Annotated in this window: 24 protein-coding genes; 8 read left to right on the forward strand and 16 right to left on the reverse strand. The window is 45.7% G+C overall.

Annotation, left to right across the window (positions count from 1 at the left end; translation table 11 throughout):
• Nucleotides 1-67 precede the first annotated feature (67 nt).
• Complete coding sequence (locus tag KGF70_RS01900; protein WP_216767527.1) at nucleotides 68-745, reverse strand: redox-sensing transcriptional repressor Rex; 678 nt, start codon at nucleotides 743-745, stop codon at nucleotides 68-70.
• 168 nt (nucleotides 746-913) lie between these two features.
• On the opposite strand from KGF70_RS01900, the gene KGF70_RS01905 reads away from it, so the two are divergent.
• The gene (locus KGF70_RS01905) at nucleotides 914-2896 is read left to right on the forward strand and encodes an ABC-F family ATP-binding cassette domain-containing protein (RefSeq protein WP_216767526.1); all 1983 of its coding nucleotides are present in this window, start codon (nucleotides 914-916) and stop codon (nucleotides 2894-2896) included.
• A gap of 220 nt (nucleotides 2897-3116) precedes the next feature.
• Here KGF70_RS01905 and tsaD read toward each other — a convergent pair whose 3' ends face one another.
• From tsaD to tsaB, 4 genes are read right to left on the reverse strand one after another with little or no spacing between them, the layout of a single operon-like run.
• Nucleotides 3117-4163 (reverse strand): tRNA (adenosine(37)-N6)-threonylcarbamoyltransferase complex transferase subunit TsaD, encoded by a 1047-nt coding sequence (gene tsaD / locus KGF70_RS01910; RefSeq protein ID WP_216767525.1) that lies wholly within the window; start codon nucleotides 4161-4163, stop codon nucleotides 3117-3119.
• 5 nt (nucleotides 4164-4168) lie between these two features.
• Nucleotides 4169-4624: a ribosomal protein S18-alanine N-acetyltransferase gene (gene rimI, locus KGF70_RS01915; protein ID WP_122210992.1), complete on the reverse strand. Its 456-nt coding sequence runs from the start codon at nucleotides 4622-4624 to the stop codon at nucleotides 4169-4171.
• Nucleotides 4617-5195: a ribosomal protein S18-alanine N-acetyltransferase gene (gene rimI, locus KGF70_RS01920; protein ID WP_050339165.1), complete on the reverse strand. Its 579-nt coding sequence runs from the start codon at nucleotides 5193-5195 to the stop codon at nucleotides 4617-4619. The genes rimI (KGF70_RS01915) and rimI (KGF70_RS01920) overlap by 8 nt, the downstream gene beginning before the upstream one ends.
• Nucleotides 5179-5904, reverse strand: coding sequence for a tRNA (adenosine(37)-N6)-threonylcarbamoyltransferase complex dimerization subunit type 1 TsaB (gene tsaB, locus KGF70_RS01925; RefSeq protein ID WP_050339166.1), 726 nt, complete (start codon nucleotides 5902-5904; stop codon nucleotides 5179-5181). Before tsaB ends, rimI (KGF70_RS01920) begins: the two co-directional genes overlap by 17 nt.
• 277 nt (nucleotides 5905-6181) lie before the next feature.
• Between tsaB and KGF70_RS01930 the strand changes: the two genes are divergently transcribed.
• The 6 genes from KGF70_RS01930 to phnW are packed head-to-tail and all read left to right on the forward strand — an operon-like array spanning nucleotide 6182 to nucleotide 11629.
• On the forward strand, nucleotides 6182-7234 hold the full coding sequence (locus KGF70_RS01930; protein WP_003637805.1) for a phosphate/phosphite/phosphonate ABC transporter substrate-binding protein: 1053 nt from the start codon (nucleotides 6182-6184) through the stop codon (nucleotides 7232-7234).
• A gap of 37 nt (nucleotides 7235-7271) precedes the next feature.
• Nucleotides 7272-8042 (forward strand): phosphonate ABC transporter ATP-binding protein, encoded by a 771-nt coding sequence (phnC, locus tag KGF70_RS01935; RefSeq protein ID WP_216767524.1) that lies wholly within the window; start codon nucleotides 7272-7274, stop codon nucleotides 8040-8042.
• Nucleotides 8032-8835: a phosphonate ABC transporter, permease protein PhnE gene (phnE, locus tag KGF70_RS01940; protein ID WP_216767523.1), complete on the forward strand. Its 804-nt coding sequence runs from the start codon at nucleotides 8032-8034 to the stop codon at nucleotides 8833-8835. Before phnC ends, phnE begins: the two co-directional genes overlap by 11 nt.
• Entirely contained in the window at nucleotides 8832-9686 is an 855-nt protein-coding gene (locus tag KGF70_RS01945) for an ABC transporter permease (protein ID WP_003637802.1), read from the forward strand. The genes phnE and KGF70_RS01945 overlap by 4 nt, the downstream gene beginning before the upstream one ends.
• A gap of 23 nt (nucleotides 9687-9709) precedes the next feature.
• A complete protein-coding gene (phnX, locus tag KGF70_RS01950; protein WP_216786389.1) occupies nucleotides 9710-10507 on the forward strand; it encodes a phosphonoacetaldehyde hydrolase in 798 nt (265 codons plus the stop codon).
• A gap of 21 nt (nucleotides 10508-10528) precedes the next feature.
• On the forward strand, nucleotides 10529-11629 hold the full coding sequence (phnW, locus tag KGF70_RS01955) for a 2-aminoethylphosphonate--pyruvate transaminase (protein WP_105961339.1): 1101 nt from the start codon (nucleotides 10529-10531) through the stop codon (nucleotides 11627-11629).
• Between the two features lie 645 nt (nucleotides 11630-12274).
• Here phnW and galE read toward each other — a convergent pair.
• The 11 genes from galE to KGF70_RS02010 form a co-directional block, all read right to left on the reverse strand.
• A complete protein-coding gene (gene galE, locus KGF70_RS01960; protein WP_003637799.1) occupies nucleotides 12275-13270 on the reverse strand; it encodes a UDP-glucose 4-epimerase GalE in 996 nt (331 codons plus the stop codon).
• 132 nt (nucleotides 13271-13402) lie between these two features.
• Complete coding sequence (locus tag KGF70_RS01965) at nucleotides 13403-14188, reverse strand: acyl-[acyl-carrier-protein] thioesterase (RefSeq protein ID WP_050339170.1); 786 nt, start codon at nucleotides 14186-14188, stop codon at nucleotides 13403-13405.
• A gap of 3 nt (nucleotides 14189-14191) precedes the next feature.
• Nucleotides 14192-15088, reverse strand: coding sequence for a 16S rRNA (cytidine(1402)-2'-O)-methyltransferase (rsmI, locus tag KGF70_RS01970; protein ID WP_216767522.1), 897 nt, complete (start codon nucleotides 15086-15088; stop codon nucleotides 14192-14194).
• A 96-nt stretch (nucleotides 15089-15184) separates the two neighbouring features.
• On the reverse strand, nucleotides 15185-15532 hold the full coding sequence (locus tag KGF70_RS01975) for a DNA replication initiation control protein YabA (RefSeq protein ID WP_003637796.1): 348 nt from the start codon (nucleotides 15530-15532) through the stop codon (nucleotides 15185-15187).
• A gap of 24 nt (nucleotides 15533-15556) precedes the next feature.
• Nucleotides 15557-16576 (reverse strand): DNA polymerase III subunit delta', encoded by a 1020-nt coding sequence (gene holB / locus KGF70_RS01980; RefSeq protein ID WP_088770004.1) that lies wholly within the window; start codon nucleotides 16574-16576, stop codon nucleotides 15557-15559.
• Nucleotides 16577-16619: 43 nt separating this feature from the next.
• A complete protein-coding gene (locus KGF70_RS01985) occupies nucleotides 16620-16949 on the reverse strand; it encodes a cyclic-di-AMP receptor (protein ID WP_050339173.1) in 330 nt (109 codons plus the stop codon).
• A complete protein-coding gene (gene tmk / locus KGF70_RS01990) occupies nucleotides 16946-17611 on the reverse strand; it encodes a dTMP kinase (protein WP_050339174.1) in 666 nt (221 codons plus the stop codon). The genes KGF70_RS01985 and tmk overlap by 4 nt, the downstream gene beginning before the upstream one ends.
• A gap of 355 nt (nucleotides 17612-17966) precedes the next feature.
• Nucleotides 17967-19040: a hypothetical protein gene (locus tag KGF70_RS01995; protein WP_216767521.1), complete on the reverse strand. Its 1074-nt coding sequence runs from the start codon at nucleotides 19038-19040 to the stop codon at nucleotides 17967-17969.
• Nucleotides 19041-19135: 95 nt separating this feature from the next.
• Nucleotides 19136-20884 (reverse strand): hypothetical protein, encoded by a 1749-nt coding sequence (locus tag KGF70_RS02000; protein ID WP_253955594.1) that lies wholly within the window; start codon nucleotides 20882-20884, stop codon nucleotides 19136-19138.
• Nucleotides 20885-21114: 230 nt separating this feature from the next.
• The gene (locus KGF70_RS02005) at nucleotides 21115-22593 is read right to left on the reverse strand and encodes a hypothetical protein (protein WP_216769580.1); all 1479 of its coding nucleotides are present in this window, start codon (nucleotides 22591-22593) and stop codon (nucleotides 21115-21117) included.
• A gap of 161 nt (nucleotides 22594-22754) precedes the next feature.
• A complete protein-coding gene (locus KGF70_RS02010) occupies nucleotides 22755-24992 on the reverse strand; it encodes an SEC10/PgrA surface exclusion domain-containing protein (protein ID WP_216769582.1) in 2238 nt (745 codons plus the stop codon).
• A gap of 299 nt (nucleotides 24993-25291) precedes the next feature.
• On the opposite strand from KGF70_RS02010, the gene KGF70_RS02015 reads away from it, so the two are divergent.
• Nucleotides 25292-25690: a helix-turn-helix domain-containing protein gene (locus tag KGF70_RS02015; protein ID WP_157685941.1), complete on the forward strand. Its 399-nt coding sequence runs from the start codon at nucleotides 25292-25294 to the stop codon at nucleotides 25688-25690.
• The last annotated feature ends 52 nt before the right edge of the window (nucleotides 25691-25742 follow it).

The following is a 25742-nucleotide window of genomic DNA, read 5'->3' on the forward strand; positions in this document are numbered from 1 at the left end:
AAAGCTTCTCCGAAAATTTATTTCAGAGAAGCTTTTTGGTATCATAATCTTGAGATGCATGCGCAGACTAATCTTCATCTTCGTCTGGTTCATCTTGACCGTTGTCACCCAATTGTTGACCATAATGTTCAATAAAGTAAATTAAGGTCTGCAATTCATTGGTTAAATCAACGTTTTGAACCCGCACTGTTTCTGGAACTGAGATCCGCAATGGGGTAAAGTTCATGATGCCTTTAACATTCGCATCAACTAACTCATCGGTAATCTTTTGAACAACCGTTGTTGGCACCGTTAAGATGGCAATTTCAATCTGTTGTTCGATCAATTGCTTTTTGAGTTCCGTCATTGGATAGACGGGAACCCCACTCTGGACCGTATTTGCAATGGCTTCATTAACATCAAAAGCCGCTGAGATCCGGACATTACTATTTTTATGGAAATTAAAATTCAACAGGGCGTGGCCTAAATTACCGACCCCAATCAGCGCGACGTTGGTTAGCATGTCCTGATTTAGAATTTTTTTGAAAAATGCCAGCAGCGTTTCAACATCGTATCCATACCCGCGTTTACCGAGGGCCCCAAAATACGAAAAATCACGCCGAATCGTTGCTGAATCTACTTTAACCGCCTCGGACAATTCAGTTGACGATACCCGTTTCTTATCTGCGTCTAGTAAGATATTCAAATAGCGATAATAAATTGGTAATCGTTTTGCCGTTGCCCGTGGAATCTTTGTCTCTGCCATTCGGACGTTTCCTCCCAATCAAAAGTTTGTGAATTTGCTGACACTATTCTAGCATAACCTGCGACTTTGTGAAATAATAATTACTTATTATTCCGAATAATTGGGTCGAACCGTAACAATATGCTACAATTATCTCACGAATCAAATGTGAAAGGAGCTTAATAAAGCGTGATTTTACTACAAGTACAGCAAGTTATGCGGCGTTTTGGCGCCGATGTCTTGTTCGATAACGTACAAATGGACATCCAAGAACACGCCCGCGTTGCCTTAGTCGGCCGCAACGGTGCTGGTAAATCAACCTTACTTAAAATGATTGCCGGCGAGACCGTGCCTGACGAAGGCCAAATATCGATGCGCAAGGGTCTAACGATCGGTTACTTAGCTCAAGACCAAGGATTGGATAGTCAAAATACGATCTGGGAAGAAATGAGCAGCGTGTTTGCTGAACTACACGCCATTGAAAAGCGGATGCATGCGCTTGAAAATCAGCTCAGCGACCCCGCCATCATGAACGATGACCAGGCCTACCAACAAACCTTAAAAACTTACGACCAAGTTCAGACAGAATTTCAACAGAAAAATGGCTATGGCTACCAGGCCGAAATCCGTGGTGTCCTACACGGTTTTCAGTTCGATGCCGACGTTTATGACAAGTCGGTCACCGAACTTTCCGGTGGGCAAAAAACTCAGCTGGCCTTAGCAAAGCTACTACTAGAAAAACGCGATTTACTGATTCTGGACGAACCGACCAACCACTTGGACGTTGAAACGTTGACGTGGCTTGAAAGTTACTTACAATCCTATGCCGGTGCCCTACTGATCGTCAGCCATGACCGCTACTTCTTAGACCGCGTCGTCAATGAAGTGTACGACCTGTCACATCACGAAATGGTGCACTATACCGGAAACTACGACCAGTTTGTACAAGAAAAGGCCGCTCGGATTCAAGCTCAGTGGAAGCATTACGAAAAGCAACAAGCTGAGATTAGCAAGCTCGAAGACTTTGTCAACCGGAATATCGTGCGGGCCTCGACGACCAAGCGAGCTCAAGCGCGGCGGAAACAGTTGGCTAAAATGGACCGAATCGATCGACCTGATAGTGATGAAAAAACGGCCCACTTTGGGTTTCACGCTGCAAAGCAGAGCGGTAATATCGTTTTGACCGTCAAGGATGCGGCAGTCGGTTATGATGGGCATATTCTGTCTGAACCGGATAACTTAAACGTTAAGAAGCACGAAGCCATCGCCATCGTGGGTCCAAACGGAATCGGTAAGTCGACTTTTCTCAAGAGTATCCTCGGCCAGATTCCGTTCATCAAAAGCCAGGCCGTCTTCGGTACCGGCGTTGTCACGGGCTACTATGACCAAGAGCAACGCAACTTAAATGACAAAAAGACCGTTTTGAGTGAACTCTGGGACGAACATCCCACCACGCCCGAAAAGGATATTCGGACGATTTTGGGAAGTTTCCTGTTCACGGGTGCCGATGTCGACAAACCGGTTCACGCGCTATCTGGTGGTGAACGCGCGCGGTTATTGCTGACGAAACTCGCGATGCAAAATGATAACTTTTTGATTTTGGACGAACCGACCAATCACTTGGACATCGACAGTCGCGAAGTGTTGGAAGTGGCCCTCAATGATTTTGATGGTACCCTCCTCTTCGTTTCACATGACCGCTACTTCATCAACCAAGTGGCAACCAGTGTCGTGGAAGTCTCGCCAGAAGGAACCGAACTCTTCCTTGGCGATTACGATTATTATATCGATAAGAAACAGGAACAAGCTGAAATGGCGGCCGCCGCAGCTAGTCAGGCCGCTGAATCAGCAGCTAGCGCTAACGCCGCAGAGCCAAGTTCTGCTGCAACCGCTGCACCCCGCTCAAAGGGCCAGCAAGATTATCAAGCTAGCAAGCAACAGCAACGTGAAAAGCGTAAATTGGAACGAACCGTGGCAGCGCTGGAAGAACAAATGACTACGCTCGATGAGCAAGCCACTAAAATCCAAACTGAAATGGCCCAACCTGAAGTCTCAGCGGATGTTGGCCGCTTAACAGATCTACAAAAAGAGCTGGATGAAATCAGCGCGCAACAAGAGCAAGTTGAAACGGAATGGACTGAACAAGCTGAGGCTCTGGAAGCCTTTGATTAGGCCGGTTTTGTAAATCATTCGCTAAAACTCGGTTATCCGAGAAACCAAAATAGTCGCCGCAAGTCTTTCCATTATGGAAAATTGCGGCGGCTATTTTGGTTTTGCGCTAGTTAACATCACTGAAACGACGGTCCGTTTTCGTTTGTGACCATCTAGCTTCAACAGAACCAACTAAAAATTGGCAGTCGTCCTTAATTTGGACTGACTGCCAATTTTTGATTTATTTCAACATTCCTGGCATCCAGTCAAACTCCAGACTGGGATCAGCATTGAGGGTCGCATCACCGAATTGGTGGTGTTGATATTGCACATAGCCGGCTGCACCAATCATTGCACCGTTGTCACCACAGAGTTTCAATGGCGCCAAAATGAGTTTGGTGTCTGGAAACGCCGCTGGCAAATCGCGTTGGAGACGTTCACGTAAGCCGCGATTGGCCGCAACGCCCCCCGCCAAGACGAGTTGTTTGACTGGGTATTGCTTCAAGACCCGCAACGTCTTGCTCATCAAAACGTCGACAACACTGGCTTGAAAACTAGCAGCCAAATCGTTTTTATCAAGCGTTTCACCAATCTGGTCAGCATGATGAACTGTATTGATGAAGGCACTCTTCAGCCCGCTAAAGCTGAAATCGTAGTTATCTTCATCAATCATTGCCCGGGGGAAGTTGAAGGTATCGTGACCTTGATGGGCCATCTCATCAATAACTTTCCCCGCTGGATAAGGCACACCCAGCACACGACCTATTTTATCGTAAGCTTCTCCAGCCGCATCGTCTCGCGTCTCACCAATGATTTCAAATTGACCATCCGCCTGCATGTAAACCAGTTCGGTATGGCCGCCAGACACGAGCAGTGCCATTAACGGGAATTCGAACGGTTCCAAAAACCGGGCCGCGTAGATATGGCCGGCCATATGGTTAACTGGAATCAATGGTAAATGGTGAGCGTAAGCGACTGTCTTGGCTGCATTAACGCCTACTAATAAGGCCCCGACAAGTCCTGGGCCATAGGTTACAGCAACGGCATCCAAATCGTCGTAGCCCACGTGTGCTTCTTCCAAAGCTGCTTCAATACAAATCGTAATTTGTTCAATATGATGACGGCTGGCAACTTCGGGAACGACGCCGCCAAACCGCTTATGACTATTAATCTGCGTTGCAATCACATTTGATAAGATCTCGTGGCCGTCCTTGATGACCGCCACACTCGTCTCATCACAACTAGATTCAAACGCTAATATCAAGTTTTGTTTTTCCACGGTTTCCATCCTTTTTAATCGATAATTTTTCGCATGATCCACGCATCTTCATCGGGATCCTGATAGTAGGCCTTGCGCGTGGCGATCTGCTCAAAGCCCACTTGTTGATACAAGCGCTGCGCAGCAATATTATGTGCGCGCACTTCTAAAAATACCGTGCCGGCTGACAATTGCGATAAGCATTGCGTTAACAACCACCGGGCGTGCCCTTGACGCTGATACGCCGGGTCGATCGCAATATTCGTAATCTCCGTCTCATCGAGCACCGTCGAACGGCTGATGAAGCCAACGAACGCCCCCTGCCATCGCAATAACGCGTAATGGGCAGTTGGTAGCGCCACATCACTGGCAAAAGTCGCCTGTCGCCACGGCGAACCCTGGGCGTACGCCTTGGTCGCTAGTTGGTAACAAATCTGAGCAACCTGTTCAGCCGGCAAGTCAGACGCCGTCACCAACTGCCGTTCAGTCATTGGCCGCAACCGGAATTCGATACGTCATATCGATGGCATCTTCGTGGTCGCCAAAATAGTAGCGCTTTTTAATGCCAGTCTTTTCAAAACCGAGGTCCTGATAGAGTTGCTGCGCCGTCGTATTACTGTAACGAACTTCTAACGTGACGGTTTGATAATTTAGTTTCCGAGCACGTTTCATCATCACCTGCATCATAAAATGCCCAAGGCCGCGACCTTGTACGTCCGGATGAACGGCAATATTAGTGATATGGGCATCTTGCCGCCGGTCATCGAAGACACAGCCACAAAATGCAACGAGTCGGTCTTCATGGCGCATCACAATATAAAAACGACCACTTTGCCGTCGTAACTCGGTCTTAAACGCATTCTCGTCCCACGGCGTTTGCCCGGCATACACCGCTCGTTCAATCGCCAACATTTCGGGCACATCCGTAATTAACGCGCGTGACACATAGTAGTTCGTCGCACCAACTTGGACGATATGATTTTGGATGGCGAGGACGCGTTGACGTCGTTGATTGCCACCAGTTCTGATTTTCTGAAAGTACTCCTTAAATTTTTTCAACATAGGGCGCATGTTCCTTTTCTGGGTGCTTGGCTTGCCAATCACGTTCGGCTTGCGTTAACCGCAAGTAGTTCGGCACAAAATTATGAATTTCACTGACAGGGGTCATCGTCCGTCCCATCAAGCCCAAAACAGCTGCTTGTGGCAGATCCAATTGCGGTTGAGCCCGGACAAATTGGGTCGTTAACTGTTGCTGTAATGGCGCAGCGTATTTATCCACGTCACTACCAATAAAGATAATCGGTTCATTATAAGCCGCTAATTGTTCCCCCCAGGCTGCAACACTCACATGTTGGTCGGCGATGATGTTCACTGGGCGCTGGTTTTCAATGCGATAGAGTCCGGCAAAGACGTTGTCACGCCGCGCATCAAATAGTGGCGCAACGAGTTGTCCTTCCGTAACGACATTGCCAGCCAACACAGCGAGACTTGAAACGCCGACTAACGCCTTGTTTAATGTAAAGGCCAGCGTCTTTGCAGTCGTGACGCCAATTCGCAATCCCGTGTAGGATCCCGGTCCGGCCGCCACGACGACCCGCTCGAGTTCTTCTGGCTTCACCTTGGCTTGGGCCATCGCCTGTTCGATGATTGGTAATAATGTACTACTATGATTTCGGCCAACGTTCGTGGTCGTTGTGGCCAAAATCTGGGTATCGTCTAGTACGGCGACACTTAAGGGCCGATTTGAAGTATCAATCGCCAACAACTTCATAATATTAAAACTCCTCATTTTGAATTACTTCACATATCTTATCATAATTTGCTTACTTTTAAAGCTTTACGGGTGCAACCAACCAATTCAATTTTCAAACAATTGATGACTCACCTCGATAGTTTCCTGTCATCCTTACCAATTGTTAAATTGTAAGCACAATGTAAATATCATTTACATAACTTATACATATACTTCACGTATCCTTGTCAACACATTTACAATACCTTGTTATGCTACACAAGTAACTAAAATTACTTGGAGGTAATTGGAAACTATGTCAAAAGTAAGTAAGTCTTTATTAGGTCTTTCGTTCATTTCAGTTTTAGGTTTGGGTCTTGCAGGTTGTGCTAGTGGAACCAGCGCACAATCCGGTAGCGACAGTTCGGATAAGAGCAAAACGATTACGGTCGTCTTCTATCCAAACGAATCGGCCAAGAGTTTTGCCGGCTCACGGACAGCAATCAAGAAAGCTGTTGAAAAAGCCACTGGCAAGACGGTCAAGCTACAAACGACCACGGATTACAACGTTGCGATTCAAGCGATTGCTTCAGGTAAAGCCCAAGTCGCTTACATGGGGGCCAACGGTTATATCCAAGCACATCACAAGAGCAAGGACGTTGTGCCATTCGCTGCACAATCTGATGCCAAGGGGACGTTGAAAGACGCAACCTATAACTCATACTTAATGGTACAACAAAAAGACGCCAAAAAGTATGAAGAAAACGGTAAGTACAGTATTAAGAATGTTAAGGGCAAGAAAATGTCCTACGTTTCAAACAGTTCCACTTCTGGTTTCTTAGTGCCAACGGCTGAAATCTCCCGTGAATTTAACATTAAGACATCCGACCAAGATAAGCTGACGCAAAGCGGCCAATTCTTCAGTAAAGTACTTTACGGTGGTTCACACCAAGGCTCAGCCGTTAACTTGATCAAGGGTGACGCAGACGTTGCCGCCTTCGATGACGCTGACTTGATGCCATATTTGAAAGTCACTAAGGGCTCATGGGACAAAGTTGGTTCAACGTTCACGGTCAAAGACAATGCCGACGCGCCATTCACGAGTTTAACTGGCAAGTCCGTTGTCAACATCGCGATGATGCCAGTTCAACAAGGCCCATGGGTTTACAACACCAAGGCGCTCAGCAAGGACGACCAAAAGAAGATCGCTACTGAATTTACATCAAAATCATTTGCACAAAACAAGCAGATCTTCTCAGAACCAAACGCCAAGACACCAATGATGTTCCCTAAGAAGTCTGACAAGTCTAAATTAGTTAAAGTTACCGACAAATGGTACGCGCCAACACACAAGTTAGTGGGTTACTAAACCACGTACCATTAGTTCACAATGAAAGGATTTGCCCATGCTCAAGGTTATTCAGCTAGATAAAACTTACGGTTCCAATAAGCACTCGCTCAAAGCCGTCAACTTCACGGCTAAACCCGGTGAAGTGACTGCCATCATTGGGCCATCCGGTGCTGGTAAGACGACGATTTTACGGAGTATCAATCAATTAATTCGCGATGACAGTGGTCAGATTATGCTCGATGATACGGACATTCGCCAGGCCAACAAGTCCGAGTTGCGGAAGATTCGTCACCACATTGGCATGATTTTCCAAAATTACAATTTGATCAGTCCATTAACGGCCTTAGAAAACGTCTTACATGGCCGTTTGGGCGCTAAGTCAACGGTTGCTGGCATGCTCGGCTTGTACAGTCCTGCCGAAAAGCAGGAAGCCCTACAACTACTCGATGAAGTTGGTTTGAAAGAATATGCTTATCAACGTTGCGACCAATTAAGTGGTGGTCAACAACAACGAGTCGGGATTGCGCGTGCACTCATGCAGCATCCGAAAATGATTCTGTGTGACGAACCGATTGCGTCACTTGATCCGAAGTCCACGACTATCGTAATGGATATTTTGCGGCGTTTAGCGAAGGAAAAACAACTCATTATTCTCATTAATTTACATCAAGTTGATATTGCGATGGCTTACACGGATCACATTGTTGGCATCAACAGCGGCGCCATCGTCTTTGAAGGCGCTACGAAGGATGTTGACGATGCCGTCTTACAAGCGATTTATCGCCAGTCGGAGCAACCAGCGACGGTGACTGCCAATGAAAACTAATCCAATGACTCCGGAACGTTTTTTCCGGCAACGGCGTCTACGCCTATCCGTCGTCCTACTCATCTTGATTGGGATTTACGTTATCTCGATGGCATTGGTCAATTTTCAGGCCTGGGCATCGATCAGTAAAATTCCAGCCGGGTTAATGTGGTTGTTTACGAACTTTATTCCGACGAGTCGCTCGATTTCTTATTTAGGACCGATTCTCTATCAGCTGTGGCGGACCTTGCTTGTGGCAATTTCATCAACAATGGTCGCCAGTCTATTCGCCCTGGTATTTGCCATTCTGGGTGCGAAGACGACGACTCCGACGCCAGCGCTCCGCTGGGGCATTCGCTTCGGTGCTTCCCTATTGCGGAATATCCCAGTGGTCGCTTGGGCAATGATTCTCTTATTTTCGTTCAAGCAGAGTGACTTCACCGGCTTTTTAGCCCTCTTCTTCATGACATTGGGTTACTTGACCCGGGCCTTTACGGAAACGATTGAAGACCTGGACGCTGAAAATCTGCAAGCACTCCAAGCCGTTGGCGCCAATTATTTTCAATGCGTTTTTTGCGGCGTGTTGCCCGAAGCTGCTAGTACCTTGACCAGCTGGGTGCTCTACATGATTGAAAATAATTTGCGAGATGCGACTTTGGTTGGCTTACTGACTGGAACGGGAGTCGGGTTCCTGTTTGACTACTATTTCAAGGCCTTTCGTTACGATGCGGCCGGCCTGATTGTTTTGTTAATTGCGATCTTAGTCATTGTCTTAGAATTAACTTCTAATCGAATTCGGAGGGCGATTGCATGATTGAAAATAGTCAACCAAAACCACAAGTGCTCCACCCGTCAGCGCCACCCACTAATCGAATTTCGCTAGTGACGAAGCCCCGTAAAATTCTGCGCGGCGTCATGCTGAGTTTGGCACTGATCACCATCTACTCACTGGTCACGCTCAACACGGCGAACTTAGCGATTAGCGATGCGTTACACAGTTTAGGCCTTAATCTGAACGCCATGTTCTTGCATCCAAGCATTGGTCAAGATACTTGGTCGCAGCTCTTACGGGCCCTACTAACCAGTGTTTCACTCGCAATGTTAACCACCTTACTAGGTGCACTGATTGCCTTTTTCATCGCACTCGGAGCTGCGCGTAACTTAGCCCCGAGCTGGCTTGCAACCAGTATCAAAGCAGTCATGGCCTTCATCCGCGCGATTCCCACGATTTTGTGGGTCCTGATTTATTCAGTTGTGATGGGTCTTGGCGCCAGCGCTGCGGTGGTTGGGCTCACGTTCCACAGTGTCGCTTACCTGGTCAAGGCTTACTCTGAAAGTATTGAGGAAACTTCAGCAGATACCATCGAAGCCCTCAAGGCCAGCGGGGTTGGCTTCTGGCCAATCGTTTTTCAGGCAATCTTGCCTTCAATTATTCCGGCACTGCTCAGCTGGACGTTTATCCGGTTTGAAATCAACTTTGCAAATGCCGTCGCAGTTGGTGCTGCGGCTGGGGCTGATGATATCGGCTACTTCCTCTTCATGGCGGGCAGTTTCTACTTCGACTTCCATGAGGTTGGTTTGATTGTCTACCTACTCTTAGGTGTCGCAATCGTACTCGAATTGGTTTCTATGCGGTTACGCGGACACTATCTGAAGCAAAATTAAGTTACTCAAAGGAGTTATCTCGAATGACAATTAACGCAGTAATTTTTGATTGGGCTGGTACCACGATTGATTATGGTAGCCGCGCACCAATCGTTGCCTTTCAAAAGGCCTTTGAAAATGTTGGTATTCAAATTTCTGAAGCCGAGATTCGTCAAGATATGGGCCTCGATAAGTACACGCATATCCATAAAATCATGGACTTACCTGCCGTTCAAAACGACTGGCAAGCACGCTTTCAAGTCTTACCTACTGAAGATGACTGCAATCAAATTTTCAGTGACTTCAAGGCCATCTTACTGAGTTCATTGACAGAATTTGGTCAGTTGAAGCCTGGTATGTCTGAGGTGATTGACTATTTGAACACGCACCATATCAGCTATGGGACGACGACTGGCTACGATGCCGAAATGCTGGCACTGGTCTTGCCAATCGCCGCCCGTCAAGGCTACCAACCAGCGGTCAACATTACTTCTGAACAAACCAACGGGGTCGGTCGGCCCGCCCCAGATATGTTGGCCTTGGCTGCTGAACAACTCAACATTACTGACCCAACGACGGTCATGAAAGTTGGCGATTCGGTCAATGACATTCTGGAAGGTAACAACGCCAATGCGGTGAGTGTCGGTATCATTGATGGCAGCAATATTATGGGGCTCTCTGAAATTGCCTTTAACGCCCTCAGTTCTGCCGAACAAGCTGAACGCCGGGCCCAAGTGACCGCTGAATACCAGCGTGCGGGTGCGGACTACATTCTGCAATCGATGGCGGAACTACCAGCGTTAATCGCGCAAATCAATCAACCCGTTGCCACTGATCATTAGCAAGCAAGGAGCACGATCATAATGAAACAACCTTATTTACTCTTAACACCTGGCCCACTCAGTACTACGGCGAGCGTTAAGGATGCCATGCAAATCGACTACTGCACGTGGGATAGTGATTATCGCCAGGTCACTGAAACGATTCGCCAGCAGATTCTGGCCATGGCTCAAGCCGATGCTGAGACGTACACGACGGTGCTCCTACAAGGGAGTGGTAGTTTTGGCGTCGAAGCAACGATTGGAACTGCCGTACCACGCACCAAAGCCACTTTGATGATTGCCATCAACGGGGCGTATGGGCAACGAATCAGCCAAATTGCTGAATATTACGGTATTCCGCACGTTGACGTCGTCTTCAATGAAGATGAAGCCGTTGACCCAGCACGCATCGAAGCGACCTTGACTGCGCATCCAGAAATCACGCATTTTGCCACGGTCCACAGCGAAACGACGACTGGGATTCTAAATCCGATCGAAGCATTGATGCCAATTATGCATGCACACGGCATCGTAACGATTATCGATGCGATGTCTAGCTTAGGCGGCGTTCCCATCAATGTGGATGAACTCGACTGTGATTACCTCATCAGTAGCGCGAACAAGTGTGTTCAAGGGGTTCCGGGCTTTGCCTTCATTATTGCCAAGCAAGCGACCTTGGCACAAACCGTCGACAATGCACGTTCACTCTGCTTAGACTTGTACGACCAATGGCAAGCGATGACTAAGCAACCGGGTAAGTGGCGCTTCACTTCCCCAACCCACGTGGTCCACGCCTTTGCACAAGCGTTAATTGAATTGCAAGCTGAAGGCGGCGTCGCACCACGTTACGAACGCTATCATGCTAACCAACAATTATTGAGTGACGGTATGCAAGCACTCGGATTTGATTTGGTGATTGATCCAGCAATTCAAGGCCCAATCATTACTTCGTTTAAATATCCAAACACTGATTTCGATTTTGCCGATTTTTATCAGTTCATTAAGCAACGGGGCTTTGTCATCTACCCTGGTAAAGTCTCCAACATCCCTAGCTTCCGTATTGGAACAATTGGTGATGTAGAACCTTCAGATATCCAACGGTTACTGACAATTATTGGTGATTACCAACAACTGCATCAATAGTTATTAAACAACTCCAAAATCACTAGTAAAACCCGAATTGTAGGCACCCCATCACCATTCCTACAGTTCGGGTTTTATTAGTTTGTCTACTCGCTTGAGATGGTAAAGCCTTTATGCTAAAAGTGAAAGGCAAAACTATCGACGAATTTCATGGCATTTTACCAACATTTAAATGCGACAAGTCAGTGTAATGCTGATTCAAAGTTTGCTTGAAGTTACTGCAACTAAATATCCATTGGGCAATTGCACTCAGATAGGTGGCCGTTCATCTGCCATTCGAGCGGCTTCCCGACTGTAGGGGCCGGCTGACAATGCTCAAGGGCGAAGTTCTTCTTGTCCGGGTGGGGTTTCCCGGGCTAGAAGAAGACTCGTATTTGAAATTGCGCAGTGGGTTTCTGCGTGAGTTCAAATCGATGTCCGCCCTGTTCCAGCGTTGTCAGCCGGCCCCGGAAGTCGGAATAAGACGCACATCGGCTGACGAACAGGAATCTACCAACTAGCATGATTTAATCGTAATTCGTGCCAATTCAGCGAGCACAATACACATAGAACCCAAAAATCAGCCCTAAACTCATCAAGCTTCGTGAATTTAGGGCTGATTGTGTTTTTCATTAATTATCCGGCAAGTAGCGTCAGACAGTCAGTTTAGTGACGATCGTCGTAGCCGTTTGGATGCTTTTGAGTCCAAGCCCAAGCCGTTTTGATGATGTCATTGACGTTATCATAGTTTGGCTTCCAGCCGAGTACTTCGCGCGCCTTGTCGCTGGCTGCCACGAGTGAGTCGGGATCACCAGGACGACGTGGGGCTAAAGTTGCGGGAATTGGTTGGCCGGTCACTTCCCGGGCTGCAGCTAACATTTGCTTGTTTGAGAAACCAGTTGAAGAACCGAGGTTGAAGGCGTTACTTTCGTTACCCGCAGCCAAGTACTTCAAGGCCAAGATGTGGGCATCCGCCAAGTCGATGACGTGAACATAGTCACGGACATTGGTCCCATCTGGCGTGTTATAGTCATCACCGAAGATTTTCAGCTCATCGCGTTTACCTTGAGCCACTTGTAAGATAATTGGCACCAAGTGTGTTTCTGGGCCATGGTCTTCACCAATACTGCCATCGGGCTTAGCACCCGCAACGTTAAAGTAACGTAAGGCAACGAATTTGATACCATAAGCAACATCCGCCCAGTGCATGATTTGTTCCATCATTAACTTACTTGCACCGTATGGGTTGATTGGCAATTGCGGGTCAGTTTCCTTAATTGGAATCTGTTCCGGTGTGCCATAAGTGGCCGCCGTAGATGAGAAGACGATCTGCTTCACATCATGTGCTTGCATCGCTTCTAGCAACGTAATCATTCCGCCCGTATTGTTGTCAAAGTACTTCAATGGTTTTGACATTGATTCAGGTACGATTGAGAAGGCTGCGAAGTGTACGACCGCCGTGATCGATTCGGTATCAAAAACGTGGTTTAAAAAGTCTGCATCCCGTAAATCACCTTGATAAAACTTGGCAGCTGAATTGACCGCTGCTCGGTGTCCAGTCACCAAATTATCGACAACGACCACGTCGGTACCGTGTTCAACTAACCGGTCGACCATATGAGAACCAATATAACCGGCTCCCCCTAAAACTAAAATTGACATAATGAACCTCCCCTGTATGGATGTTTTAATCATAGCATACTGTCACGTTAATAACTGCACGAAAAACGTGCTTTCTAATTGACCGAACAATCGGTCTGCAATTGAACTGAGGCCAATCACAAGACGCGAAAATTAGTCGATTGGTGCGGGTAACGTCCGCCACTGAATCGTCACTTCACAACATTTTTCGTCCCCGACTTCAATTAAATGACTGGTCGTCACTTGGTCTGCTTGTTCGCTGGATAAAATGTTGGCGTGCGCCATCACCGTTTGGCCGTACTTCACTTCATTTTCGTAACGCACATCAATATGCACTAAGTCGTGTTGCAACAAAAAATCTGCCGGCAACGTATCGACCAGCCAATCAAAGTAATGTGCGTTATTCACGTGCCGGTTCGGGTCAATGTCAAAGAAACGCACGTGGTAGGGCTTAGTAATGGTATCCGCCGTCTTTTCAAAGCTAATCGGACGTGGCAAGCGTGGAATCCGTTTGACCGCCTCGGACTGATAAGGTGCGACCAGTTCCGGCATAATTTTGACAATTCGCCGAGTCTTCTGACTCATCAATACCCAAATACTCGTGATGTACGCCAACTGTTGGCCATCCGCATCCCGAATCCAAAATTCGCGGTAAGCAAAGTAGGGATTGTAAGCACTGCCCCGTACCGCGATGGTCACCACCTCATCTTGGCGAGGCATCCGGGTAATGTCCATGGCATACTGGGTGACGACCCAGCCGACCCCATGACCTTGCACAAAATCCGTGGTCAGCCCCAGCGCGTCACTCTGATCCTCGGAAGCTAGGACGGCGATGTCGATCAAGGTCGTCAACGTCGCACGACCCGTTCGGTCACATTCATAGTAAGTAATCCGGTGCTGTTCACTGTAAAGACTCGCAGTTGCGCCTAAAGTTGCCATTAATTAAGACTCCTCATCGTTAGGTTTTAGTTCGTGAAATTGATTATAGACCGTCTGCCGAGCTAGATTGCGGCGTTTGGCAATCGTCTTGATAGCGGCGTTGGGCTTGTCACCAGCTGCAATCAGCGCCTCGACTTGGGCCTTGATTGGCAGTTGTGCTAACTCATCCGTAGCGGCCGGTTCGTCCGTATTCGGATTACCGCCAATCAGGAGGACAAATTCCCCCTTTAGCTGGTGGTCCTGTGCCCAGGCGACCATCTCCGTTAAGGTGCCCCGCGCGAATTCCTCGTAGCGTTTCGTCAGCTCACGACAGGCGACGATTGGCCGACTGCCCTCACAAACAGTTGCCAGTAAGGCCAAGGTCTTCGCCACCCGAAATGGAGATTCGTATAACACGACTGTCTCATGACGTTGTGCTAATTGCGCCAGGTCAGCTTTTTGCTCATTCTTTTTGCGTGGTAAGAAGCCGTAGAAATAAAACGGCTGGGGAACGAGTCCAGAGGCAATCAACGCGGTCAAACCCGCATTCGCTCCGGGCAATGGGACGACTGGAATATTGGCTTGAATACAAGCCGCCACTAACTCCTTGCCCGGATCACTGATCGACGGCATCCCAGCATCACTGACTTGTGCCAGATTTACGCCCGCTTGTAACTTTTCCACCAGTTGGGGAATCCGTTCCTGCGTGTTGTGTTCATGGAAACTAATTTGTTTCGTCGTAATTTCAAAATGATTCAATAATTTTTGCGTATTGCGCGTATCTTCTGCGGCAATTAAATCGACCATTTTAAGCGTTTCGACTGCGCGATAGGTCATGTCTTGTAAATTACCGATGGGTGTAGGGACCAAATATAACGTCCCGACACCGGCATGTGCCGCAAAGCTTTGTTGTGTTTGCAAAGTATCCTCCTAACTCTTCTCGTCATTGCCTGTCTACTGACTTAATTTCGGTCGCCAGAAGCACAAAAAGTCTGGGATTGCCCCAGACTCTAATGACTATGCACGTTCGCGTTCACCATAAATGACTTCTAAGCAGAAAACACAGGATTCGTCATCATCACGTCGTTTGCCATAGAATTGGTTGCAGACATGAAACCCTTCATCGTACAACTTTTCTAGGTTCTGGCGTGACTTTGAGAGCGTGGTCGTGCTGGTTGTTTTTTTCGGCAATTCGTTTTCAATCTCGACCATGTGTTCACGTAAATGTTCATTTTCAATGACCAATTCCGCATTCTTTTCTAACACTGTCGTCATATCTGCGCGTAATTTGGCCATTTTGTCTAGCATTTGTTGCATCTGTTGTTCCATATCACCGAAACTATCGTATAAATCACGCTTATCCACGCGCTCACCCTCGTTTTCCTTTAATTAAGCGTTTGTTTGAAAAATCGGCCATAACTTTAAGGTTAGGCCCTCTAAGACATTCTGAAAACTAATATTGCTAGCTAACTGTCGCTTTGCAGTTAGGGCTAGCTCAGTCGCGGCAATCAACTGGTCATCACTCAACCGAGTCGTTAATGTCGTCAGTTCTTGCTGGTACTGACCAAACGTCAATGCGGTCGTTGCCACTTGAAAATGTAGTTGTAATAAATCCTGAAATAGCGCGGCGATCAAATCTAGCATCACCAGCTGATGGTCGGCATCCTTCGCTAATCCGACTAGGTTGACTTGCACTGCCACAAAGCTGCGCGAATCACCCTTAACCGCCTGTTCAAACCACCGCCACAAGGCCTGTGATGCTTGTGGCAACCAGTCGTCCTCAAGGAGCGCCTGTGCCTGAGTGACGCTACTCGTCAACGAGCGGGCCATCTGGGCTTGATTGGGGGCGATTCCGGCCTGCTCAAACGTCTGTTGCAACGCTTGGGCGTTGAGTGGTGGAAATTCAATGACCTGCGTCCGGGAGATGATCGTCGGCAGCATCAACTGTTTATTGGTCGTTAGGAGTAGCGCCGTCACGTTGCCGCTCGGTTCCTCGATAAACTTCAATAAACTGTTGGCAGCACTGGCAGTCATCTTTTCGGCATCACTGATAATAAATAACTTGCGATTACCCTCAACCGCACTCTTAGAGAATTCGGCTTTTAAGTACCGCACTTGGTCCACATGAATCCGTTGCCCCTCAGGCGCGACTGTCACGATGTCTGGGTGCGACCCGTTGGCGATGCGGACGCATTCCTCACAGGTGCCATCCGGTTCGCCATCGTCCGTCACGTGTAGGCAGAACAACCGTTGCGCGATCCAGTGGGCCAATTCTGGTTGCCCAGCGCCCTCCATGCCCGCAAACAAGTACGCGTGTGCGAGATGGTTCTGGGCGATAATGTGTTTAAATGCCGCTAACAAACGGGGTTGTTTGGCAGTTAACGTTTGCGCAAATGAATCGGTTGCCATTAATCATCATCCTTCATTAAAGTTAAACGTTAAAATCGACCCATTAAAATTGATGAAATTGTTCGATTGGTAAGACAAAGACCGTGGCCCCACCGACCTGGACTTCGACTGGATAGGCGGACGCGCCGTCCATCGTCACGTCTAAGTTAACGGGTGGTGTCATGAATTGCTCACGCGCATGACTCGTCTCTTTAATCATCGCCAAAACTTCATCGACGCGTTCGTCTTCAATCCCAATCATAAAGGTGGTGTTTCCTGAGCGCAAGAAACCACCAGTCGTTGAAAGCTTTGTTGCGCGGACGTTGGCTTCGATAAATTGGCTGCTTAACCGGTTACTGTCCTTATCTTGGACGATTGCAATAATTAATTTCATTCGCGTTCCCCTCCCTCGGTAGCCATGTAAGTTGGTAACTTCGTCGTCATGATTTGAATGGCTTGCGTGACGACTTCTTCTAATGGTTGACTGGCATCGATGCGCTTGATGCGTTCCGGATGGTCAGCCAATAATTGTAAGTATGCTGCTTGGACACGATGATGAAAGCTGAGGGCTTCCACGTCCAAACGATTGATTTCATTTTGTCGATGTTGCTGAATTCGGCTCAATCCGACCGCGGCATCAACGTCAAAGTACAACGTTAAGTCCGCCGTTAGTCCCTTGGTTGCAAACTGGTTCATGTCATAAACGGCCTGTTCACCGATCTCGCGGCCAGCACCTTGATAGGCCACGGAACTATCGAGATAGCGGTCACATAAGACTAATTGGCCGCGGTCTAATGCGGGTTGAATCGTTTGAACAATGTGTTGCCGGCGCGCGGCCGCATATAATAAAGCCTCCGTGCGGTCATCCATTGCCGTATTGTTACGATCCAGAATAATGTTCCGAATCGCTTCTGAGATTTGATTACCGCCCGGTTCACGCGTCACGACTAAGCGATCCCCTAATTGCGGCTGTAACTGTGCCACAATCGCGTTTAAAGCTGACGTTTTACCGGCACCATCTGGCCCTTCAAAAGTAACTAATTTTCCTGTCAACATTCCCAATCCCATCTATTTTCTTATATGTAGCAATTGTACTTGATTTTGGAAGGCCTGTCTAATCCGGTTACCACTAGTGAGGGTATTTTGTGACCGATTTTTGGGGCGATAGCTACTACCAATTGTGGTTTTAATAATTTATTCGGTGAATTGCTAAAAAGTTATTATTGCGCGAACGATTCTGGTTCACACTGCCTCCTCATTAACAGGCCATCAACTCGCACAAACATTGACTCGATAATCGCTACATGCTCAATAAAAGGCGCATTCTGTTGGCTAGTTCCAACAAATTGCGCCTGATTGTCATTATTTTATCTAGTTAAACTTGCATACTCCGCATTTCTAGGATTTGGGGCTACTCCATCACTTTGCTACCAATGGCATCACTGTCGTCCTTAACCTGGATATTAGCCACCGCCGTTCGCCCACCATTATCATTAACATACTTCAATAACGTTTCAGCCGGCACACCCACGTCATCGCCATCAACGGTATCACTCGCGAAGTCCTGATCCGCAGTCTCATGTCCAAAAACAAACAAATCTGGTTTTCCTGACATACCATTTTGCGGATCATAAGCAATCATACAACTGCTTGAATTTCCATTATAACCAATAATACTGGGACCACGATCCGGCGTCGCCTTAAAAACGGTACCATCCTTAATAAGTTGTGATAGTGCTTGCCAATTTTTGTCCGTATCATGATGAATGCCATAATACATAATCACTTTGGTCATCATTGGTTCCTCATAGAATTCCTTAATGCTAATATGGTTTGCGCCAAAATCTTTACGTAAGTTTTTGATCGTCATCTGCTGACCAAGCTGACTAATCTTCTTGGCTTGGTTCGTCTGATTTGCATATTGCACGATTTGATCAACGGAAACCGTGATTGACTTTCTTGGATTAGATTGTGGTTGGTAAATATTGACCATCTGGTTATTTTCCAATGTATAACAAGGATAGCCACCTAACATATCTGATTCAACATCCTTATCACCACCTTGAAAGGCCGCGTAGTATGCCACACCAGTGCCTGGCCGCTTTAACTCGTCAACATGTGCGTTGGAGACAATAATCGTTCCTGGGTTCGTTAGATAGGCTTGATACATGCTTTGCCAAGTATGCGCGCCAATTTGATCAAAATGATGACTCGCATAGTAAGTAATTGCCAGCGCTAACGTTCGCGGTCCAATATTGGTCGCCGTCAGCTTATTGGTTGTACTTTGACTTGCAGTGGTCGCCTCACGACTAGAATTCTTCTTTTTCAAGTCGCGACTAGTAGCCACCTTCTTCGTTGCCGTCACCTTTACTGCTGCTTTTTGCGGTGCAGCATCCATCTTCTGCCACATCAAAACACCACCGACAACTGCGATCAATATTTCAACTGTCCCCAATAGCCACCAACCTAATTGTGCTTTTTTCATTTTTGAACTCCTCACATTTAACCTGAAGTAACTAATAACATAAGCTTATCCTATTATTAGTTTCACGCTTTTTTCATGTGTTCCAACTAGTATCTTCAATCATCTTTACGTTTCCGATACTCATATATCGCCATTCCTACAATCATTAATACCCAATTCAGCATCGACAAATTCAGCAGTAACCGGCTAATCACTCTGGGATGATATGTCACTCGTAATACATTCTTCCCTGAACCTTCACGAACCAGTGGTAACCTTAGAATGCCTTTTGCACGCTTCGGTGTTATTTTCTGACCATTGAGCTGAAACCGACTATTGTGATAAAAGGCGATTGGAATCGTCCGATAACTGCCATTGCCTTGCCATTTCACAACAATCTGATGTTTCCGGACAACTTTCTCATATCCAAATCGATTCACATGACTAGAATTCTTACTTGGTCGAATAATTTGTCGCTGATACTCACCATAAACTGGCTGATTTGGCAAACGCGTCGCTGGCATATAGTCCGGCGTCGACTTAGTAATCAAGTTCACCGTCCGATCAGATAGCGGTGAACGCATTACTTCGGTTAAACTTTGTTTTAACTTCTTGGTTCGCTTCAAATCTGGCAAAACTGCTCTTGATGAAAGTACTTGCTGACTTGCATTTCGACTATATCGAAAATTTCCCACCATATTTGTGAAAGCAAACAAAGCCAATACACCCACCAAGGCTGGCTTGCTATAGCGTCTGACCCGACCACTGAAATAGCTACTATCGACACTTGCAATTGTTATTAACGCTGCTGTGATAGCTGGTCCCTTCAGCCTTCCCGGAAATTGTAGCGTATTATTGAGAATGGGATTACTTGCCATAACCGTTGGCCAATCGACAATCATTGCCGTAGCAAATAAGAACAAAACTACCGAAAGAAGACCAGTAGCTTTAGTCTCTATGGAGAGACGCTTAAAACCGCTCAACATGATTACCAACACGATCAGAATAAAAAACAAGTTTACCCAGCCACCATCACTCAGATACAGCAAGTGATAAATTCCTTTGCCACTCTTAAGGTCAAACGCCACAACTGGCACAATGATGTTGTCGACATATAACTCTAGCATGCCAGCAATAATATTAAGCGACAAACCAATACAAAGAAGCGCCGCCGCAATGCCATTTTTAACCAATTTCCATCTACTTTTCGGATTAATGATCAAGGCTAAGACTGCATAAAAAATTAGAATGACTATCGATTGAATTGCAGTAGCCAGATGCGTCTGTAGCACGATTGCCATAATTCCGCCTAATTGTAACCAACTAATAGGATGTTCGGGCCGCTTGAGCATCCGTACGCCACAACCAAAGATTAATGGTAGACAGATTGCACCAATGCCAGAAAAATTTTGTGCCATTCCCCAACTATTAATCGCTGGGGTAAATGCATAAAGCACCGAGACCAATTGAACTAAAACACTATTTTTGACGCGCATTATTTTTAGTGCACTGTTCATTGACAGTGCCGCTAAAATAAAAAACAATAGCCGCGTCACGATTGCAAACCTGAAAAAACTCCCACAGACTAATAACAGTCCACCCAAAAGATAGGTTATCCCGGGACTATAAACCGCTGTGACTATTCTTCCAGAGTTTAAGAAACCATACAACTGCATAAAATATGAAAAATTATGATGCTTAATTTGCATCGCAACATCATAAAAGCGGTTATAGTGAAACAGACTATCCGTACCAATAATTGTGACATGGTGGTAGAGTTGCGGCAATGTAATAAAAATACTGATTACCACTACCGCTAACAAATACCAATACATATTAAAATCGATCTTTTTCTTACTCATCATCTAATTATTCAGTCGGCTACTCTTTTTGCTTGCGTTTAGCCGCCCTGGCCTCCTTAACTCACACTCATTTCATAACGAGCGACATACCATGCCCGTCCGCAATTCTAATTAAAGTGCCAACCACGCTCTCCTAACAAAATACGCTAACTTATTTATTACTATCATCGCAAGCTGACTCATCTAAGCCCGATTGAATGCAGCGTTCGTGATTTCAGATTCTTATTGATGTTCTATTTAAGTCGGAACACTTTAAAAGTGCCATCTGTTCCACGAATATTAATGGCCTGGTAATCACTTTGTATGATTTTCCTAATCTGCTTTTCCGCATCAGATTGAGCTGGCTTTACGAACAGACTCCTTTTCGCAATAAAATAGGCAGGTTGGTCGCTCGTAAACGCCATTACTAATCGGTGTTCAATCGTGGGATAGTTCGCTAAATGGATTGAAGGTAACGTGAAATAGGGATTATTGGCAAAACGACCACTCAAATTATAAATATTTGCATCATAACGCCACGCATAAATCGTATCTTTCGATGATGTATGCTTTCGAATATAGGCGGCAATCAATCTCTCCTGATTACTGATTGGTCTGGTTCGTGAGAGTTGAATCGATTTATGTGCAAACTCGCCAATACCGAGTATGGGGCCCAAACCACCAATAACAAGCCATATCATTAATGCCGTCATCATGTTCTGCTGCCAATGACGTTTCGTACTGAGCCATGCGTTTGCATCCCTGATGAGAACCGCCAAACCAATCACTGCAATTGGAATTTGAGTAATCAAGTAATGACTATACATTCGACGTGACACAATCACCGTCATAGCATTAACGATCCCCACAGCCACCAAAAACCACCAAATTAATCGTTGCCGTGGGTGGCGGACTGCCTTAACAATCAAATAAATTTGCGGAATGATGGCACCATACATGAAGAAAGTACCCGCAACAAAAATCAGCATTTTCAATATCGAAACTTTATTTTCGGCAGCAACATATCTCAAATTGAATGTGATGGTTCCGTAAATCATTTCAGCGAGCGAGTGCGTGAGCAGACCGTAAAGTAAGAGTGGCACAATAATAATCAAAGCACCTATTAGTGTGGCCATTGCAAGACGCAAGAGTCGTGACCATCGGCGCTTGCCAACCTCTACCACAATTACCGTAATGACACTCACGACCCACAGCCCCACCATATTAGGCCGAATGAAAAACACCGCGGTACCCGTCAGGCCAAAAATCACAAAAGGCCATACTCGCGCTTCTTCCCCTGTAAGATAACTCAGCATCAAATAAAGCGTCATGGCGATACAAGGAAGTGCATATTCTTCAGAGATATTGCCACCAATTGAGAATCTCATCAGCATTAACAGACCAACCAGAGTCGCGACTAAACTTGTCGCCCGGTTGGCAAAATACAAACTTAACTTGAACATATAAATACAACTAATCGTTATAACCGCTATCTCAATCAACCAAAGTACCCGAACCGGGCCTAATCGAAGCCAACCTAACGCATTAATCAACCACAAGATTGGCCCCTTGTGATCAAACATATCAACGTAAGGAATCTTACCGGCATCAATCGCATTCCCAAAATAAACAAACATAGATTGGTCATGCGTCGGTAAAAGCTTCGCAATCGGGCTTGAATACAACGTCAAACTTAATAACACTGCTAAAACACAGAAAAATACAATTTCCAATGAGGTTACCCTTGTATTCTGGTGCCTATTCAACATATCACTTAACGCTCCCATACTATCGCTGACCATAATAATAGCTAGCAAATATTTAGCCAAAGCCAATCTTTGCTAGCCTTAAATAGTCTTATTTAATCTTTCGACGACATCTGTTCCGTCTCTACCTACCGTACTTTCCGTCGTAGGCCGCGATAGCTGAGCCCTAATAGGCCAAGCAGGGCCACACCAATCAAGCTAATCGGTGCGACACTTGATTCGTTGGTTTGCGGTAACGTTAACTTAGCCTGTCCAGATGGTTGATCTGGTGTTTCGCCATGCCGTTGGACTGACTTAACAGTTGGGACCAATACGCTAACTGTGTGTTCCGGCGTACCTTGATGTAGTAGAACCGGCGCATCCGTTTCCTGTTCACCGACAGTACCGGACTTGATTGAAACGGCGTCCGTTGCTGCCTGAGGCGTTTGCTTAGCAGTGTGCGTATTCGGTTGCTTCGTGTTTGTCTTGATTGTTGTTGAATGAGTTCCGGCCTTTACTTGGTCGGCAGCTTTACTCATAGCCGTTTGTTGAGCTTTGAAGTTCTTAAGATCAGTCGCTTGTTGTGCTTTCAAGTTAGCCAATTTTGTCGCTTCATTGGCTTTAAATGCAGCCAACATCTTAGCATGACGTGCAGTTCGTTCAGCTGGTGTTTCATCATAAGCTGCAGCATATTCAGCATCATACGTTTGTTGAGCTTGCTTAATTGCAGCATCATGAGTTGCCGTAGCTTTAGCAACAGCAGTATTGTAAGCAGATTGAGCTTGTTGAATCTTAGCAGTTTCATTAGCAGCATTCTTAGCTAATGCATTTGAATAATTCTGTTCAGCAGATGCAATTGCTTGCTTATAAACATTATCGGCAGTTGACAAACGAGTCTGATATTCTGCTGAGTTGGCACGTAAAGTTTTTTCATAGGTGTCATTGATATTCGCTAATTGAGGTGCAATTGACTGATTGGCAGCGTTAGTAGCATCTGTCAAAGCCTTTTGTGCATTAGCAAGAGTTACCTTATCATTTTCTACAGCTTGTAATTGTGCTTTAGTTGCTCCACCACTAGTACGTGAAGCTTCAATTGTTTGAGCTGAAGTTGGAGTTAATACTGTTTGTGTAATTGAAGAATCGTCGTTCTTGTCAAAAGTATCGTACACAAATACATAAGGGAGAACACCTCCATCAGTAGCATTGGTATTATATTGAACTCCAAATCCAAAATACTTAGCATTAATGAACGTAGTCTTATGTCCCCATTTAGAATGAGCATCTTGATAAATCATGGCAGTAATATGGTTAAGAATAATTGCTTTTAATTTATTCATAGTCAAATTATCGTTGTCAAGTACAGTTGCAGCAACCAAATTTTCCATAGATTTCGTTAACCCATATTTATTGGCAATTAATTCAACTTGGCCCATAACTGAACTCACTTGAAAATTATGGTTAAATCCGATTTTCACATTTTCACGTAAACGAGTTACTTCAATAGCAGCATCTTGCGATTGTTGAGTCCATTGGGTAGGATTTAATCCTTGAGTTTTACGCCATGAATTAATTAAAGTAATTGCATAATCAGCTAATTCATTTTGTTGTGAATCAGTTAATTTTCCATTGATTTTTTCTGAAGTATCATCATTTAAAGTATAGCCATAATAACCAATGGCATCAGCTTCCGGATTATTAGCAATATTATTTGGAAGATTAGGATCTGTAATTTTTGTAGGTAAATTCTTTTCACTTTGAATATCATGTTGACCAATTAGTGAGTCAGCAGTAGAAGTTGCTGGGGTAGCAACATAAGCAGTCGTCTTATTTTGGTTAGCTTGATTAACTGTATTTGTATCAGCAGTTAATTGATTTTGAGCATCTTTCACAGCCTGAGCATATTTCCCATCAACCTTACCAGATTGAGCTTGTTTAGTAGCAGAATCCTTATCATTAGCAGCTTGCTTATCAGCAGTTTCCTTATCTGAATGAGCTTGTTGAACGGCTTGAGATTGAACGTTCGAAGCTGTAGACTTAGCATCATTCAGAGCTTGATCAGCTTTAGCATTAGAAGCAGTTTGCTTATCCTTAGCAGCTTGTTGTTCTTGTTCTGCTGTCTTAGCAGGGTCATTTTCAAGTTGGCTTGCATACGATTGAGTTGCCGTTGCCGACTGACTCGCGGCTTGACTGGCCACCGTTGCTTGACTTGCTGTATAACTAGTAACTGCTTGACTCGCTTGTGGTGTGCTAGCTGATTGTGGAGACACCACTTGATTCGTAGTTGCCTGCCCCTCCGTATCCGCGTGCGCCGTCATCTGATTACTCGTGGTAACCATCAATCCACCAAGTACTAACGCTGTCGTGGAAATCACTTTACTACTCTTCATGTCCTACATACCCCTTTTCAATTAGTTCTCCAAAATAGAAACTCATCGAGCCAACAACACGTCAATCGTGCTAGTTGGCTTTTCTTCACCATCGAAAATAACTGAGATGACACCAGGCTACCTCCCCGTCCAAACTAAGTGTCACAAATTAAACAATGTTCTAATGGCAAGTTATTAAAGTCATTATATAACGGATTACGTTATATTTAAACCTAAAAATAAATAATTCCGTTAGTTTGATAACATTTACCGTTAGATGAATTAGTATCTCTATAAAACCATTTAAAGGGGTGCATTTTGTGGCAAGTATTGGTGAAAGAATTAAAGAATTCCGTAAAGCGCATCACTTTACTCAGGTCGAACTCGGAGACCACGTTGGACTATCCGCACAAGTCATCTCTAATTACGAACGGGGCTATTCGACCCCCAGTGCCGACGACATCGCTAACATTGCGGCCGTCCTCAAAATCCCTGTCTCATCACTTTATGCCACAACTAACACTGAGTTACATGCTAGCAATCTTTCTCCGTGGAGCAGTACCACTAATCGCATTGACCTCGACCAATTACTCCAATCAAACATTCCTATGGGATACGGTATTATGGATTGGACACAGGCCGATAAAGAACGTATCCGGCACGTTATCGAGGGGGTCTACTGGGACCGCTTGAAGGCGCTCCGAGAACACAACTCATAAATTGCTTATAATTAATTTCATTAGAAAAAAACGTTACACGTTAATGACGAAT

It is taken from the genome of Lactiplantibacillus sp. 7.2.4 (genome assembly GCF_018991185.1).
Lineage (GTDB): Bacteria > Bacillota > Bacilli > Lactobacillales > Lactobacillaceae > Lactiplantibacillus > Lactiplantibacillus pentosus.

Coding starts and splice junctions, on each gene's coding strand:
- tmk (WP_050339174.1), bottom strand. CDS start 17,611: ATGTTGACAGGAAAATTAGTTACTTTTGAAGGGCCAGATGGTGCCGGT.
- KGF70_RS01945 (WP_003637802.1), top strand. CDS start 8,832: ATGATTGAAAATAGTCAACCAAAACCACAAGTGCTCCACCCGTCAGCG.
- KGF70_RS01995 (WP_216767521.1), bottom strand. CDS start 19,040: ATGAAAAAAGCACAATTAGGTTGGTGGCTATTGGGGACAGTTGAAATA.
- KGF70_RS01965 (WP_050339170.1), bottom strand. CDS start 14,188: ATGGCAACTTTAGGCGCAACTGCGAGTCTTTACAGTGAACAGCACCGG.
- phnE (WP_216767523.1), top strand. CDS start 8,032: ATGAAAACTAATCCAATGACTCCGGAACGTTTTTTCCGGCAACGGCGT.
- KGF70_RS01985 (WP_050339173.1), bottom strand. CDS start 16,949: ATGAAATTAATTATTGCAATCGTCCAAGATAAGGACAGTAACCGGTTA.
- phnX (WP_216786389.1), top strand. CDS start 9,710: ATGACAATTAACGCAGTAATTTTTGATTGGGCTGGTACCACGATTGAT.
- KGF70_RS02000 (WP_253955594.1), bottom strand. CDS start 20,884: ATGATGAGTAAGAAAAAGATCGATTTTAATATGTATTGGTATTTGTTA.
- tsaB (WP_050339166.1), bottom strand. CDS start 5,904: ATGAAGTTGTTGGCGATTGATACTTCAAATCGGCCCTTAAGTGTCGCC.
- holB (WP_088770004.1), bottom strand. CDS start 16,576: ATGGCAACCGATTCATTTGCGCAAACGTTAACTGCCAAACAACCCCGT.
- phnC (WP_216767524.1), top strand. CDS start 7,272: ATGCTCAAGGTTATTCAGCTAGATAAAACTTACGGTTCCAATAAGCAC.
- KGF70_RS01900 (WP_216767527.1), bottom strand. CDS start 745: ATGGCAGAGACAAAGATTCCACGGGCAACGGCAAAACGATTACCAATT.
- rimI (WP_050339165.1), bottom strand. CDS start 5,195: ATGTTGAAAAAATTTAAGGAGTACTTTCAGAAAATCAGAACTGGTGGC.
- rimI (WP_122210992.1), bottom strand. CDS start 4,624: ATGACTGAACGGCAGTTGGTGACGGCGTCTGACTTGCCGGCTGAACAG.
- KGF70_RS01930 (WP_003637805.1), top strand. CDS start 6,182: ATGTCAAAAGTAAGTAAGTCTTTATTAGGTCTTTCGTTCATTTCAGTT.
- phnW (WP_105961339.1), top strand. CDS start 10,529: ATGAAACAACCTTATTTACTCTTAACACCTGGCCCACTCAGTACTACG.
- galE (WP_003637799.1), bottom strand. CDS start 13,270: ATGTCAATTTTAGTTTTAGGGGGAGCCGGTTATATTGGTTCTCATATG.
- tsaD (WP_216767525.1), bottom strand. CDS start 4,163: ATGGAAACCGTGGAAAAACAAAACTTGATATTAGCGTTTGAATCTAGT.
- KGF70_RS02010 (WP_216769582.1), bottom strand. CDS start 24,992: ATGAAGAGTAGTAAAGTGATTTCCACGACAGCGTTAGTACTTGGTGGA.